Genomic DNA, 13,165 nt, shown 5'->3' with positions numbered 1-13,165 from the left:
CCCTGACCAGCAATAACGAATTTCGCTGATCATGGTTGTTGTCATCACGTCACAGGGGCGCTTCTCTGGGCTTCGCCGGTTCCGGGTCGGTGGTCACCAGGGGCTACTAGCCTTTATGGGTCACTATCTTCTATAGTGGCTTATATAGGGGATCGGAGGTGTGGCAGTGGAAGAGTTGGCGCTCGTGGTGAACGTCCGCAACCGCTGGCCTGAAGTGCAACGCGGGGAGGCGACCGCCCAGGACGTCGCGCTTGGCGATTGGAACCTGGAGACCCGCAAGATCGACCCCGGCCGGGTCGTCTGCGTCTACGCCGCCCATCAGAAGCGGATCGTGGCCGCGTTCGCCGTCACCAACCCGCAGACCGTGCCCGGCTATCCCGAGCCTCGTGTCCGGTTCCAGGCCCGGCTCCGGCTGTCTCACCTGGAAGGCCAGACCTCTCCGCACATCTGGCAGCGGGGCGAGCGGTACCCGGTGATCGCCATTCCGTTGGACGAACTGCCCGGCGACCTGGCCGACTTCGAGGGCAAGGAGCACGTCGAACTCGCCGGGTACACGCTGTGCGTGCACCCCGACGGAAACGCCACCGTGCTCGCACCGGCCGGCCGCACCGTCAGCGTGCGCTCCCTGCCCGAGGACAGCGACAACGCTGGAGGGATCAGGCCGGGTGGCATCACCAAGACCTCGGCCACGATCGACGTCAGCGCGCTTAGCGACCGGGCGCGCGTGCCTACGCCGACGGGCTACGGCCATGAGTGACCGGACGAAATTGCCGGTATGGACGCCGATCTGGGCCGGTGACACCTACATCTACGAGGGCGACGACAGCCGCGGACGCACGTGGCGGCTGTGGTTCGTGACGAACGACGCGCCGAATGACCCGTTCCCCGTTGGATGGCGGTTCGCGCCCGTCGATCAGCTCGACCAAGCCAACTTCATCGAACACGTCGGCGGCGGCCGAGAATTCGACACCGCCGCGATGCGGATCGACGCGGGCGAGGTCGTCGGCGATCCGGGCTTCCGACACCGAATGGGCCTGGATGAGGAGCCCACGGAGTAGGCGGTCGCCAGCCGGGTCGTCCTGCTTCGGTCGCACCGGCAGGGGAGCATTTCGGAACTGATCATCACCAGCACAATCAAGCTAAAAGACACGTGTCCTTTAGACTGGTTGGATGCGAGGGCAGGCCAGTTTCGACGGCGAAGCGATGAAGCGCATCCGCGAGGCGGCACCGCGGCACGACCGCGAGCGCCCTGGGCTTTCGCTCGACGAGCTCGCCGCCGGAGTCGGCACCACCCGGCGCCAGCTCATCAAGTACGAGCAGGGCGCCGCGACTCCGGAGCCGGCGCGCATCGCGCAGCTGGCCGCCGCGCTCGGGTGCGAGATCCGGGACCTGACCATCGGCGAGACCGCCGCGGCCGACCTCGCCGCTCTTCGCCGCGGCGCTGGCCTCACCCAGCGGGCCGCCGTGACGCGCCTGCGGCCGCTGCTCACCCGCCCGCAGCTGCGCGTCTCGAGCTGGCTGCTCGCCGAAACCGAAGCCGGACGCCTTCCGACGACCTGGAGCTCGCCGGAAAGCCGCGCCCGCGTCGCGGCCGCCCTGGCCGCCGCCTACGACCAGCCCGCCGACCGGATCGAGGCCGTACTGCCAGCCGCCCCAGCGGCCGCCGCGGTGCCGACGACGATCGAGCCGCAGGCGGTCGTCGCCTACCCGCTGGTCAAAAGCGCTGTGGACACCTGGTACGCCCGGTGCCCGTCCTGCGAGCTGGTGGCCTCGCCGACCTCGGTCTCCTACCGAATGAACCTCGACCGCAGCGTGGACTGGACCGTGCCGGCGACCCTGCGCTGCTCCCAATGCGGCACCGAGCACCAGGTGACGCCGTTCGACCTGCTGCCGCACGACAGCGAGATCACCTGCCCGCGAGCCACCTGCGGCAAGGTCACCCAGGTGCCGGCTGAAGCGGTCGAGGTCGTCTGCGAGCACTGCGGCCTGTGCCCACCGGGCCCCGCTGCCCTCGTCGATCCGCAGCTGGCCAACGTCGCCAGCCACGTCCGGTACGGCCACACGTTGAAGATGCAGGCCGCGGTCCAGGCCGCGAAGGCGAACAACGCCTTGACCGGCGGATCCGCCACGTTCCCGTTCCTGCTCGATCCCGGCGATCAGTAGATCGGGTCGCCGCAATGTCGAGACGGTCCACGTGGAACGTGCCTTTTACCCTGAACTAGCAGGTAGATCGTGTTGCGACGGTGCGGGCACGCGGGAGTCAAGTGCCCACCGGCCGCCGGCGGTGCGTTCGTTCGCGCCCCAGACCTCGGCGAAGCGGTACGGGTATCCGGCCAGTCCGACGCCGAGGTCGGCCGCCACCCCGAGCGCGGCGAAGGGGTCGTAGCACCAGCACACCGTTTCCCAGGACGCGTCCGCGGCACCGGTGTGTACGCGCAGTTCGTGCAGCGGCCACTTGCCGCGGTCGTCGGGGGCGCCGAGCGGCATCGCGGTCGGTGGTGTCGAGGGCGGCCAGTCGCGCGCGTCGGAGGCAGGAGCGTACGAACGCTGCGGTCGAGTGCGGTGGGGTTCGGGGACGTAGGTCAGCACGAGCTCGCGACCGCTGGGTCCGGGCCGCTGGACCTGGGCGGCGAGCAGGCGCTCGTCGTCCCAGGCCATCGCAGCCTCGGCGATCCGTGTGGCCCAGTCCTCGGTGGCGCACCAGGCGAGGAGCTTCCAGTGCGGCATCTCGGCCCGGTAGTTCATGCCGAAGTTGTCCGGTCCCCAGTGCCATCGCACGTCGTAGAGCAGTTCCGGAGTCGGTGGCTCCAGGTGATGGGCGGGGGCGAGCTGGCCGGGATCGTCGATCGCCCAGCCTGTGTCCAACCACTGCCACTGCCCGTGCGGGCAGGCGACGATCGCGCGGATCCGCCGGGAGGTGGGCGCGCCGGTCGACCGGTCGTTGTACCGGATCTCGATCGGCCCCACCTGCTCGGCGCGCCGGACTGCCTCGCCCAGCCAGCCGGTCTGCACCACCAGGAAGCCCCACGGGGTCGGCCGGGCGTAGCCGTAGATCAACCCGCCTTCGGGAACGCCGGCGCGGTTGGGGTTGCGCGCATCCACCACGTGCACGATCGGCCTGGCCAGGTCCTGCCCGGGATGCTCGTCCGGCCGCGGCGGCGCGGGCTCGGCGCGTCGCCAGCCACCGGATCGGAGCCAGAGCACCAGCCGCTTCACCGCGTCCTCCTGCCGATCAGCGCGGCTATCCAACCGGGCAGCATCGCGATCGGCGAGTCCACCTCGACGGCGTACTCGCGGCCGTCGACGATCGAGCCGGGACCGACCAGGTAGCCGCCGATCCTGAGACCCGGGCCGCGGATGTCGATGCCCGGTCCGAGCCGGGAGCGGCCTCCCGACACTGAGGGAACGATCAGGCCGCGCGGGACCCGCAACAACAGGTGCCGGCCGTTGTTGCCGGTGCGGGTTTCCAGTGTCACGGGCCGTTTCATGCCCCAGCGCGCGCACAACGCGGTGAAGACCTCGACGCCGTCGACGCCGGCGTTGGCGCCTCCGCCGGTGTGCCGGTCAAGGTCGATACCCACGATGTTCGAAGCGCGGCAGGCGATGCCGATGTTCGATCCGGCCGGCCAGGTCGCGCGAACCTGCCTGAGGTCGCGGGTAACCGTGTGCTGCCAGCCCTTCGGGGCCGCCTTGCCGCCGGGCGGCAAGGGGAAGACCGCCAGGCCGCGCTCGATGAGCGCGGCCGGGTCGGGCGCGGCCAGGCTTGCCTGGACGTCGTTCATTCGCCGCACTCGCAGCCGTACGGGCTGGTGACGTCTCCGCCGCAGTCGGGACAGGCGTTCAACTCGTCCCGCTCGTCGTCGCTCATGTATTCCTCGTGCCGCCACCCGCTGCACCGGCCGTTGTTGCAGCCGCACCCCGGGACGCACTCGGGGCACACCATGCCGACGGTCCAGCCGCACGTCTCGCACAGCAGCTTGTTGGCGGGATCGTCGTAGACCGCCTCGGCCTCGTCGAAGGTCAGCTCGCCGTCGTCCATCAGCTGGCGGATGGCCAGCACGTCGGTCCGGGCCGTCTGGTAGGGCAGTTCCCGCTCGCTGGAGCGCTTGCGCGCGGCGCGCGTCAGGGCCCTGGAATCACGTGGCATGACTGTCGCTTCCCCGGTGAAGTACGCCCACGCCGTCCTCACCGCAGGCAGAAATCAAGCCACGACAAGGGAAAGTGCACTGCGCTGAGTCTGCGACGTCTTCGTCCGTGGGGACGCTCACCCCAGCGTGGGCGGGGGAACTCGGACGGGCCGGCGCGCGGCCGAGGAGAACCATACCGGTCGGCACCGACAGTTTCCAGCGGTACACGCTCAGCCACCTCCCGGAGTTCGCAAGCTTTGTAACTTGTTGCAAAGTTAGCCGACTTCAGGTTAGCTTTGCAACAAGTTACAAAGCTTGCATGGAGGTTGGTGTGTTGCAGATTCAGCTCGGCCAGGAGCGGGCCGCGCCGGCAAACGACTGGCTGGGGCGCTCGCGCATCGGCAGCTGGCCGGGGATGTCCGAGCAGGAAGCCTGGGAAGCCGGCCGGGGCGTATGGGTGCTCAGGACCGACCGGGCCCTCCAACAGGACGAGGTGCAGGTCGTCGATCTGGACGGGACGGTCCTGGCCGTCGCGAGGATCACCGGCATCACCAAGTGCGGCGGGCGCTACGCCCTGGAAGGCGACCTGCTGCTCGGCGACGCCCGCGTCGGGCAGCCCACCACCACGCCGCACCCCTCCCGCAACTCCGTGGCCTACTTCGACGATCCGGCCGGCACCGCGGCGAGCTCGCACCGAAGCTCGGCTCATCCCGAGGAAGGGCTCCGATGACGCGTCTTGAGGAATACGAGTACAAGCCCGCGCACAGCCCGCGGACCGCACGCGATCTTGTCCGCGCCCTGGGCGTGCCCGACACCGTGCCACTGAACGTTCCCGACGACCGCCTCGTCGTCATCGACACGCTGGACCAGCCCGGCGGCGACCTGAACGGCGAGCAGATCGTGATCGGCATCGAGACCGCCGCCGAAGCCAACCTCACCGGCCGCATCGGTGAACGGACCACCGTGCTGTACCTCGAAGGCGACTTCCCCGCCGGCACCTACGAACGGGACGCCGACGACTAACGCGCTCACGCAGACGAAGAGTAACGAGAAGAACTGCGTCGCCCTGCGGCCAGACCGGCGCGCCGATCCGAGAACGACGTCAGCCACGTGCCCTGGCGACCGGTATCGTCATCGGCTAGTCAGGACGCGCACGCTGGAGCCGCATTCGCCCCGCCCACGCCGGGAGGCGATGTTGTCGGCCAATGGTCCCCCGGGGCCCGCGGTGAGTTCGGCCTGTGCGGACATCGTCGAGGCCGGTGGCGTGGGGACCGAGCCGGAACGGACGATCATGCCCAAGAACAGCAGCGCCAGCTTGCGCACCAAGGTGCGCGACTACGCCGCCCAGCACGGACTCAGCTACGTCGCGGCCCACGCCACGCTCACCGGGACCGCGGACGCGACCCCCGCCGCCGACTCCGCCGCGGGCGAGGACCACGACCTGTACCGCATCGCCGACAGTGAGAACTTCGGCTGGCTCACCTGCGGTAACGGCAACTTCCACGGATACGACCCGACTGCCTCCTGTCCGCGACCCCTCACCGACGAACAGCTTGCGGAGCTGGCCGAACAGCCCGGCCACCCGACCCTGAGCATCGAGCAGGTCGCGGCCATCGTTGAACTCCTTCCACTGGGACTGCGGTGGGTCTCGACCGCGCAGGCCCTGGCCGAGCGGCTGGACGACGACGCGATCACCGCCGAGCGCGTCGAGCTGATCATCGACAGGATCGAGAACACCACCACCGACCGCCACGGCTACCAGGCGAAGAGGTTCGACCTCGGTCGCCGGCTGCTGGAGGCACGCCCGCTGGCGGAAATCGACAAGCACTTCGGCCCGTGGCGGCCGGTTCTGCCGATGACCGACCAAGACGAAGCCGACCTGCGCGCCGCGTTCGACCTGGCCGGCCGCAAACTGATCGGCAGCCTCGCCTCGGCGCTGGAACAACTGCACCACGAGGCTCGTGAGCGGTTCGGCCCGTGGGACAGCGACGTCAGCAAGACCGCCAACTACGCCCAGCGGTCCCTGACCGCCGGACGACCCGGCTCCTGGGAAGCCGAGCTGATCATGCCGATCGTCTGGTTCGGCAACGAGCTGAATCTGTACCCGAACAAGCAGAGCCTGTCGGTGGAACAACGCCGCCAGAGCGGGCCCAGCCCCCGCCGGGTGCACAAGGAGGCCCGCGACCAGATCGCGGCGGTGCTGCGCCGCTGGACCGCCGGCCCCGACCGCTACACCGAGGTCGCCGAGACCCTGGCCGGCTTCATCTCCTCCTATGCCGATGAGAAGTACGGCGCCGAGGGCTGGAAGAAGATTGCCGACCAGTGGCTCCAGCCCGGCGGCATGGCCGTGGAGAACTTCTCCGCCTGCTACCGCCTGCTCTACTCGAGGTCCGCGCACTTCGACACCGATCTGATCTGACCCAGCGCAGCAGTCTCCCCGTTCCGGCTCCGATCCCCTCCCGCGGGCTCTGGAGCTGGGACGAGGTCCAGCGGTCCGGCTGACGACGTCGCCAGCCCGGCCACCACCGCGGTCATGGCCGCGCCGATCGGCAGCTGCACACCGAGATGAGCCGCCTGGTCGAGCAATGATCGTCCGTTGATCCCCTGGTCGGCGAGCTCGTGGAACCGCGTCTTGCCGACGAGCTCGGCGTAGCGGCGCAGCAGCCGGCCGTCGTCGATGAGCGCGTGCAGCACCGCCTCGACGACCGCGGCGATCACCTGCGCGCGCAACGGCACCCGCGTTCGGGCCACCCGATACGCCACGGCGCGGGTGCCGGCCAGGCTCAGCGCGTACGTGACCACGTGCCGCAGGAGCGCCCGCCGCCCGGCCGCGTTGCGCTCCTGCTTGCGCTGCGCGTCGCAGTCGCGCTGGACGAGGTAGTCGCCGCTGTAGTGACCGGCGAGGCCGCCCAGCCAGCTCAGCAGCAGGACGACCGCCCGATCTGTCGAAGTGCTCATGATCCACAAACTCGCGCCGGGGAGCTGATCAAACCTCGTCACGAGGCGGGATCTCGCCGATCACCCCTCATCGGATGATCACCAGTGCCGCAGCTGTGCCACGTCAACGCGCTGGGCAATACGTCCACACCAGTTGACATCACCACCCCTTGCAGGGTTACCGTCTGCCTGTACGTCAACTCATATGGACGTCTAGTTGGCGGAATCGTCGGGGAGGAGGCGAGTGGCTATGAGCACGCCGAGCGTGGACCACCGCAAGGTCCGCTACGACCTGCTCTGCGGGCACTCGTACACGGTGCCGGCCGAGGTCGAGGAACAAGACGAGGGTGGCCCCCAGTCGCCCTACGGCTGGTGCGGATCATGCTCAGCCTGGCAGCTGGTCACCGGCAAGGTGCCCGACGAAGTTTCCTCCAGCGTCCCGGACGAGATCCCCGGCGAGCCCCAGGACGAGGACGCCGCTGACTCGGCGCGGGAGGGAGACTGACCATGTCACTGCTGGATCACCGCAGCTCAGCAGAAGCATCCGCCGACTCCGGCGACCCGGAGGCACGACGCCAAGTGCACTTCGTCGGATCGCTGCCGCCCGCGGTGGCGCCAACCGACCGGGCAGGCATGCAGTGGCTGCTCGACCACGCCGGCGCCATGCGGCTGACCACGCTGCCCTGCGACCGCGACCCGCGCTGGATCATCGACTGGCTGGAGAGCCTGCGCGATCGCGGCCCGTTCGAACTCGTACTGGACGGCGACTCCTCCGGCTACACCCGGATGCCGGCCTACCGGCTGCGGCCCGGCGACACCCTCGCACCCGGCGACGTCGGCCCGCGCCGCGCCCAGGAGGTCTCGGCCGCGATCGCCGCCCGCCGCCAGCTCAGTGCCGCGGACCTGCCGCCGTACCAGGTCTCGATGCCCGCGCCGCTGGACCTGAGCCTGTTCGCCTTCGGCGTGCCCGCCGCGACGATGCGTCTGCTGCCCGCGGCCGCCGCGCTGCGCGCGATCCGCAGCGCGCTCGCACACCTGCCGACGTTCACCGCCGCGATCGTGGCCGAGGTCGACCAGATCCGGCAGCTCGCCGACCGGTGGAGCGAGGACATCGTCATCCAGCTGGAAAGCCCCGCGGTCATGGTCGCCTACGACCGGGCGCCCCGCGCGGCGTGGCCCCTGGTGACCCGGATGCTGACCCGCCAGCTCGCTGGCGTCATCACCGCCCTGCCCCCGCAGACCCTGCTCGTCCTGCACGGTTGGTGCCGCGGCGACCTCGAGCACAAACCGATCTCCGGCATGCGGGACCTGGCACCGCTGGTCGCCTTTACCAACGCCCTCGCCGCCCGGTTGGACCGCGCGGGCTACCCGATGCCGCCGCTGCACATCGCCTTGTGCGACGGCGAGACCGCGCCGTCGACCAGGCCGTCCGACTACGAGGTCCTGCGCCGCCTGCGCGCCGATGTCCAGCTGTACGCGGGTCTGGTGGACGAGCACCACCCGCACGCCTCCGCCCGCGCCCTCGAACTCGTCGAGCAGGCCCTCGGCCGGCCCGTCGACGCGGTCGCCGCCGCCTGCGGCCTGGGCCGTCGCACCCCAGAGGAGGCCGAAGCCAACATCGCGCTGGCCTGGCAGCTCTCCGCCGCGCCCGTCCCGACCACGCCGTAACCACCACATCCACCACACGCCGCGGCCCGCGCCGGACCGCGTCCATCTGCTTCCGGGGGAACCACCGTGAGCCAAACCCTGCGCCTGGCCGAACACTCCACCCCGCCGGGCGTGCCGCGCCCCGACGACCGGCAACCGCCCGCGTTGCCCGTGGCGACCTGGTCGTCCACCATCGCGTCCGCGCCCCGCGACCAGGCGCTGCCCGACCGCCCGCTGCCCGTCCGCCTCCGGCCACGCACGCCCATCCCGGTCCACCGCGTGCCCGGCGGCGAAGCGTTCGCCGTGCTCCCGGTGCAGGCCCATCCCGGCATGCCCACCTGGCTGCCGGTCGTCGACGAGCGACACGGCTGGGCACAAGTGCTGCTGCCGGTCCGCCCGGACGGCGCCGTCGGCTGGCTGCGCCTGGACGACCGTGTCGAGACGGTCGATCACCCGACCCACATCACGGTCGACACCGCAGCGCGCTCGGTCACCCTGCACCACGGCCGCAACCTGGTGACCTGGCCCGCCGGAGTCGGACGCCCCACCAGCCCGACCCCACGTGGTCGCACCTTCGTCCTCGGCGAGATTCGGCCCGACCGCGGCTTGGTCGATCGCGCTGTGCTGCTGGCCAGCCACATGAGCACCCACCTGGCTTGGGGTGCCCGGATGGCTGCGGTCGGGCTGCACACCTGGCCGGGCGCGGCCCAGGGACTGTCCTCCACCGACGGATCGGTGGTTGTGCCGCCCGACGCCGTCCCGGTGCTGGCCGTGTGCGCTACCCCCGGCACCGCCGTGCTCATCCGGTAGCGCCCGTGATCTCCATGATCACCGCGCCCACGCGACGCGGCCTGGCAACGGCAGCCCACCGGATCCCGCCGCTGACCGGCCCCATTCTGGCCACCTTCTGCGTGGGCACGAGCGGGCACGCCGTCGCCGGGCTCCTGCCCTCCCTCATCGCCGAACTGCACACCTCCGGCGTGGTCGCGGCCCAGCTGGCCACCGTGTTCGCCGCCATCTGCGGACTGGCTGGCCCCCTGCTCGCCGTCGCCACCGGCAGTTGGGAACGGCGTCAACTCCTGGCCGTCTGCCTGCTCACCCTCAGCGCCGGAGACCTCCTCGTGGCCGCCGCGCCGACCTACACGCTCCTGGTCGCAGGCCGGGTGCTGACCGCTCTGGGCGCGGCGCTGACCACCGCCACCGCGGTGGGCCTGGCCGCACGCACAGTCGCACCCACCCGGAGCTCCCCCGCGATCGCCCGCACCTTGACCGGGCTGACCCTGTCGCTGCTGCTCGGGGTTCCCGGCGCCGCCGCGGTCGCCAGCGTCGCCGGGTTCCGGATCGCCATGGCACTGATCGCCGCGCTGTGCGCCGGCGCGGCGGTCGTCGTCGCGGCCACCGCCCCGACCGCCGCCGCCCCGCCCGAGCAGGGCCTGCGTGAGCGGCTGGCCGCCGCCGCGAGGCCCGGCGTCGCCGGCGTCCTGGGCGGCGGCATCCTCACCTGGACCAGCACCGGCGCGGTCTACCCCTACCTCGCGCTGCTGCTGGGAACTCACCGCGGCAGCGGCGTGCCGATCGGCGTCTACCTGGCCGCCTACGGCCTCGGCGCGGTCATCGGAACCCTCGCCGCCGGTCACCTGATCGACCGGTTCGGCCCCCGTGCCGTCCTGCTCGGTGGCAGCGGCAGCGCGGCCGCGGCGCTGTTCCTGCTCGACCCCGCCACCGCCAATCCCGTCACCACGCTGCTCGTCGTTGCCGCGTGGGGAGCGGCGGCGTGGTCGGCGGCCCCGCCGCTGAACGCATGGCTGTCCGACCTCGGCGACAACCGGACCACGCCGCTGTTGCTGTCCCTCGGCGGCGGCATCGTCTACCTCGGCATGGGCATCGGCGGTGTCCTCGGCGGCGCCCTCACCGACCACGCCGGCCCCACCTGGCTGCCCATGGCCGCCGCGGCCCTGGCACTCGCCGGCTGCCTGCCGCTCAGCGCCGCCCGCACGAGCCCGGCCATCCGGTCCCACTGAATCGGGACCCATCCCGCGTCGCCAACACCGCACAGGTCAAGGCGCTGAACAGCAGAAGTGCGTAGCCAGCACGAACTCCCGCTGTTGTGGACCAGAAGCGACGGGCGCCTCGATCCACTCTCCCTATCTCCTCCTGCCACGCCCGCGGTCCGGCGGGACGTCGCGCACGCTGCGCCGCCGCCGGTCGGGCGTCAAGCCCGCGGGAACAGCACCCGCGAGCTTGACCCCCTTCCCGCCGCCGGCGCCGACCGAGCGCGTCCCGCCGAACCGCGGGGCGCGGCAGCACAAACCCGCCTGCACCTTCGGTGAACAGGGACTTCGGGGCTGCCGCTGGACGACCAGCAGCCGAGGAGAAACCCGCCCATGGGCGCAGAAGCCTTCACCACCTACTCCGAAGGCGCCGACGTCGACGCCGCATTCCGCGCGGCCGTCGAGCAGGCCCAGTACGACTACGGCCACGGCGGCTACACCGGCAGCGTCGCCGAGAAGGACGAGTACATCGTCATCGACGGTCCGCCGCTCTCGGAAAGCGACGCCGAGGCCCTGGCGGACAAGCTGATCCGCGACAACGACGAGCGCATCTGCGACAAGTGGGGCCCCGCCGGGGCCATCCCGGTGTGCGGCGGATCCCGCGACACACCCAGCGCGCCGATCCGCGCCACCGCACAGCGGCTCGACAAGCCCGCCGAGATCGAAGCCGCTCACGGCGACCCCGCCGCCGGCGGGAACAGCTCCATCACCGCGAGCCCCGAGGTGACCGGCTGGCTGTTCTTCGGCTGGGCCAGCTGCTGACTGCAATGCCGCCGTCGCCGCCCAGCAAGGCCCTCGACACCGCTGGTGGTGCCGCGTGATCGCGGCACCACCGCACCCGATTCCCCCAGTCCCGCAAGGAGTTCCGCATGTCCACAGCAACCCTGGAGCTGCGCGCCGTCGTCGCCTTCGTTCTCGAGCACGCCGAGGAAAACGACCTCGACGCCATCACCAAGGCGACGAAGTCGCGCCGCGGTGTCCTGCGCGAGAAGGTCGCGGCCGAGGTGACCGAGCAGGCGAAGGTCACCCTGGTGGATCTCTCGCCGCAGTACCTCAACGGCCTGACCGGCGTCGTCACGACGATCACCAGCGGCGGCCGCGGTCAGCGGCGCGCCACCGTCACCCTCGACAAGGGGTCGACGAACACGCTGGCGTTCTCCTCGGAGAAGTTCGGCCACCTGGCTGGCCGCGACAGCTACGACCTGCCCGGCGTGCCGCTGAGCTCCTGCAAGGTCACCCACTCCTGAGCTGGCATCCGCCGCCACCTCTTCCACCCAGGCGAAGGCCCGGCCCCGGTTCCCCGCGAACCGGCGCCGGGCCTTCGCGCTGTCCAGGGCCCTTCACCCAGCGGCCCGACGTCTCCTGAACACCGGAGGACCACCTGTGCCCACCATCATCGAATCCCGCATCCGCTGGCCGCACACCGGAATCGAAGCCCCGTACGCGTTCACCGTCAGCGGGTTCAACGAGTTGGAGACCGGCCGCGGCGTCGCCTACAGCGCCGAACTCGTGCACCCCGAACTCGGTGTCGTCGGCCGCATCGCCAACGAAGGCTGCGGCGGCCCCACGACCTTCTACGCCTACGACCACACCAGGTTCGGCGACCGCCAGCTCGAGCAGTTCCTCCAGCGCAGCCTCCAGGACGGCGAGCCGATGGACACCGGCTTCATGGGCATGGAGACCGTGCTCGACGAGATCATCAACGAGTCCGAGACCGCGCAGCTGGTCGCCGAGATGCGCACCAAGGGCCAGTTCCTCGTCCGCAGCTACCTCTCGCGCGAGGCCGCCAGCTGGGGGCCGTACCGCGGCGCGCCGCTGATGTGGAACCGGATCATCGCCCGCCGCGCCGATCGCGAGCGGCTGGCCGCCAAGCTCACCGCCGACGCCCGCGGCCTCGACGAGGGTGCTTCCTGGCAGATGTTCAACGGCGAGGAGTGGGTGTCCCTGACCGGGCCCTCCCCGCTCACACCGCACCAGGTCACCGACCGGCTCCGGCGGTGGACCCGGCTCGCCGCCGAGCTCGACTCGCCCGACATCCGCAACATCGACGTGCCGTTCAGCGACGGCCTGAACCTGTTCGGCACGCCCACCGCCAGCTTCATCCTCGTCGGCGACCACGTCGGCGCGGTCGAGAGCACCAGGTGGTGCACCTGCCGCCGCCGGCAGAAGGTCGTGGCCTTCGAGCGGTGGAACCGCGGCTCCCTCGAGGAGTCCGGCACCGTGCACGCGGCCACCCGCTGCCGCCGCCTCGTCCGCCTCGACTAACCCCGCCGCTGCGGCTCCGGCCCGCCGTGGCCATCCGCACCGCGCCTGAAGGCCCGGCCCTGGTTCTCCGCGAACCGGCGCCGGGCCTTCGCGCTGTCCGGCCCCTTCCCGCGCCCCGCATGGACCGACCAGCCGTGC

At 71.1% G+C, this 13,165-nt stretch carries 17 protein-coding genes; 13 read left to right on the top strand and 4 right to left on the bottom strand.

The genetic code is table 11. The annotated features are described in order from the left end of the window. The first annotated feature begins 166 nt into the window (after positions 1-166). From AB5J73_RS47805 to AB5J73_RS47795, 3 genes are all read left to right on the top strand, one after another. Positions 167-757, top strand: a complete 591-nt coding sequence (locus tag AB5J73_RS47805; protein ID WP_370973660.1) for a hypothetical protein — start codon at positions 167-169, stop codon at positions 755-757. Beyond that, positions 750-1,058: a hypothetical protein gene (locus AB5J73_RS47800; RefSeq protein WP_370973658.1), complete on the top strand. Its 309-nt coding sequence runs from the start codon at positions 750-752 to the stop codon at positions 1,056-1,058. The genes AB5J73_RS47805 and AB5J73_RS47800 overlap by 8 nt, the downstream gene beginning before the upstream one ends. Before the next feature lie 112 nt (positions 1,059-1,170). Continuing rightward, a complete protein-coding gene (locus AB5J73_RS47795) occupies positions 1,171-2,163 on the top strand; it encodes a helix-turn-helix domain-containing protein (RefSeq protein WP_370973656.1) in 993 nt (330 codons plus the stop codon). A gap of 45 nt (positions 2,164-2,208) precedes the next feature. On the opposite strand, the gene AB5J73_RS47790 is transcribed toward AB5J73_RS47795, so the two are convergent. Genes AB5J73_RS47790 through AB5J73_RS47780 form a run of 3 tightly spaced genes read right to left on the bottom strand, consistent with a single transcriptional unit; the run spans position 2,209 to position 4,147 of the window. Continuing rightward, positions 2,209-3,216 (bottom strand): hypothetical protein, encoded by a 1,008-nt coding sequence (locus tag AB5J73_RS47790; protein WP_370973655.1) that lies wholly within the window; start codon positions 3,214-3,216, stop codon positions 2,209-2,211. Next, positions 3,213-3,782, bottom strand: coding sequence for a bifunctional DNA primase/polymerase (locus AB5J73_RS47785; RefSeq protein ID WP_370973653.1), 570 nt, complete (start codon positions 3,780-3,782; stop codon positions 3,213-3,215). The genes AB5J73_RS47790 and AB5J73_RS47785 overlap by 4 nt, the downstream gene beginning before the upstream one ends. Next, positions 3,779-4,147, bottom strand: a complete 369-nt coding sequence (locus AB5J73_RS47780) for a hypothetical protein (RefSeq protein ID WP_370973651.1) — start codon at positions 4,145-4,147, stop codon at positions 3,779-3,781. The genes AB5J73_RS47785 and AB5J73_RS47780 overlap by 4 nt, the downstream gene beginning before the upstream one ends. A gap of 299 nt (positions 4,148-4,446) precedes the next feature. Between AB5J73_RS47780 and AB5J73_RS47775 the strand changes: the two genes are divergently transcribed. From AB5J73_RS47775 to AB5J73_RS47765, 3 genes are all read left to right on the top strand, one after another. Further along, complete coding sequence (locus AB5J73_RS47775) at positions 4,447-4,857, top strand: hypothetical protein (RefSeq protein ID WP_370973649.1); 411 nt, start codon at positions 4,447-4,449, stop codon at positions 4,855-4,857. Then, a complete protein-coding gene (locus AB5J73_RS47770; protein WP_370973648.1) occupies positions 4,854-5,150 on the top strand; it encodes a hypothetical protein in 297 nt (98 codons plus the stop codon). The genes AB5J73_RS47775 and AB5J73_RS47770 overlap by 4 nt, the downstream gene beginning before the upstream one ends. A gap of 202 nt (positions 5,151-5,352) precedes the next feature. Then, positions 5,353-6,546: a hypothetical protein gene (locus AB5J73_RS47765; protein ID WP_370973646.1), complete on the top strand. Its 1,194-nt coding sequence runs from the start codon at positions 5,353-5,355 to the stop codon at positions 6,544-6,546. Here AB5J73_RS47765 and AB5J73_RS47760 read toward each other — a convergent pair. Beyond that, positions 6,507-7,085, bottom strand: a complete 579-nt coding sequence (locus AB5J73_RS47760) for a DUF3307 domain-containing protein (RefSeq protein ID WP_370973644.1) — start codon at positions 7,083-7,085, stop codon at positions 6,507-6,509. The two genes, AB5J73_RS47765 and AB5J73_RS47760, sit on opposite strands and share 40 nt — an antisense overlap. 229 nt (positions 7,086-7,314) lie before the next feature. Here AB5J73_RS47760 and AB5J73_RS47755 point away from each other — a divergent pair, with 229 nt between their 5' ends. The 7 genes from AB5J73_RS47755 (at position 7,315) to AB5J73_RS47725 (ending at position 13,027) form a co-directional block, all read left to right on the top strand. Next, positions 7,315-7,569 carry a hypothetical protein gene (locus AB5J73_RS47755; RefSeq protein WP_370973642.1) on the top strand — a complete coding sequence of 85 codons (255 nt, stop codon included), beginning with the start codon at positions 7,315-7,317 and terminating at the stop codon, positions 7,567-7,569. Between the two features lie 2 nt (positions 7,570-7,571). Then, positions 7,572-8,732: a hypothetical protein gene (locus tag AB5J73_RS47750; RefSeq protein ID WP_370973641.1), complete on the top strand. Its 1,161-nt coding sequence runs from the start codon at positions 7,572-7,574 to the stop codon at positions 8,730-8,732. 66 nt (positions 8,733-8,798) lie between these two features. Continuing rightward, a complete protein-coding gene (locus AB5J73_RS47745) occupies positions 8,799-9,521 on the top strand; it encodes a L,D-transpeptidase family protein (RefSeq protein WP_370973639.1) in 723 nt (240 codons plus the stop codon). Between the two features lie 14 nt (positions 9,522-9,535). Next, the gene (locus AB5J73_RS47740; RefSeq protein ID WP_370973975.1) at positions 9,536-10,732 is read left to right on the top strand and encodes an MFS transporter; all 1,197 of its coding nucleotides are present in this window, start codon (positions 9,536-9,538) and stop codon (positions 10,730-10,732) included. 363 nt (positions 10,733-11,095) lie between these two features. After that, a complete protein-coding gene (locus AB5J73_RS47735; protein WP_370973637.1) occupies positions 11,096-11,524 on the top strand; it encodes a hypothetical protein in 429 nt (142 codons plus the stop codon). Between the two features lie 107 nt (positions 11,525-11,631). Beyond that, positions 11,632-12,009, top strand: coding sequence for a hypothetical protein (locus tag AB5J73_RS47730; protein WP_370973636.1), 378 nt, complete (start codon positions 11,632-11,634; stop codon positions 12,007-12,009). Between the two features lie 136 nt (positions 12,010-12,145). Further along, entirely contained in the window at positions 12,146-13,027 is an 882-nt protein-coding gene (locus AB5J73_RS47725; protein WP_370973634.1) for a hypothetical protein, read from the top strand. The last annotated feature ends 138 nt before the right edge of the window (positions 13,028-13,165 follow it).

Source organism: Amycolatopsis sp. cg9, assembly GCF_041346945.1.
In the GTDB taxonomy this organism is placed as follows: Bacteria; Actinomycetota; Actinomycetes; order Mycobacteriales; family Pseudonocardiaceae; genus Amycolatopsis.
This window is presented reverse-complemented; position numbering and strand designations above follow the sequence as displayed.

Coding starts and splice junctions, on each gene's coding strand:
- AB5J73_RS47780 (WP_370973651.1), bottom strand. CDS start 4,147: ATGCCACGTGATTCCAGGGCCCTGACGCGCGCCGCGCGCAAGCGCTCC.
- AB5J73_RS47740 (WP_370973975.1), top strand. CDS start 9,536: ATGATCACCGCGCCCACGCGACGCGGCCTGGCAACGGCAGCCCACCGG.
- AB5J73_RS47785 (WP_370973653.1), bottom strand. CDS start 3,782: ATGAACGACGTCCAGGCAAGCCTGGCCGCGCCCGACCCGGCCGCGCTC.
- AB5J73_RS47750 (WP_370973641.1), top strand. CDS start 7,572: ATGTCACTGCTGGATCACCGCAGCTCAGCAGAAGCATCCGCCGACTCC.
- AB5J73_RS47730 (WP_370973636.1), top strand. CDS start 11,632: ATGTCCACAGCAACCCTGGAGCTGCGCGCCGTCGTCGCCTTCGTTCTC.
- AB5J73_RS47800 (WP_370973658.1), top strand. CDS start 750: ATGAGTGACCGGACGAAATTGCCGGTATGGACGCCGATCTGGGCCGGT.
- AB5J73_RS47770 (WP_370973648.1), top strand. CDS start 4,854: ATGACGCGTCTTGAGGAATACGAGTACAAGCCCGCGCACAGCCCGCGG.
- AB5J73_RS47775 (WP_370973649.1), top strand. CDS start 4,447: ATGGAGGTTGGTGTGTTGCAGATTCAGCTCGGCCAGGAGCGGGCCGCG.
- AB5J73_RS47760 (WP_370973644.1), bottom strand. CDS start 7,085: ATGAGCACTTCGACAGATCGGGCGGTCGTCCTGCTGCTGAGCTGGCTG.
- AB5J73_RS47735 (WP_370973637.1), top strand. CDS start 11,096: ATGGGCGCAGAAGCCTTCACCACCTACTCCGAAGGCGCCGACGTCGAC.
- AB5J73_RS47755 (WP_370973642.1), top strand. CDS start 7,315: ATGAGCACGCCGAGCGTGGACCACCGCAAGGTCCGCTACGACCTGCTC.
- AB5J73_RS47795 (WP_370973656.1), top strand. CDS start 1,171: ATGCGAGGGCAGGCCAGTTTCGACGGCGAAGCGATGAAGCGCATCCGC.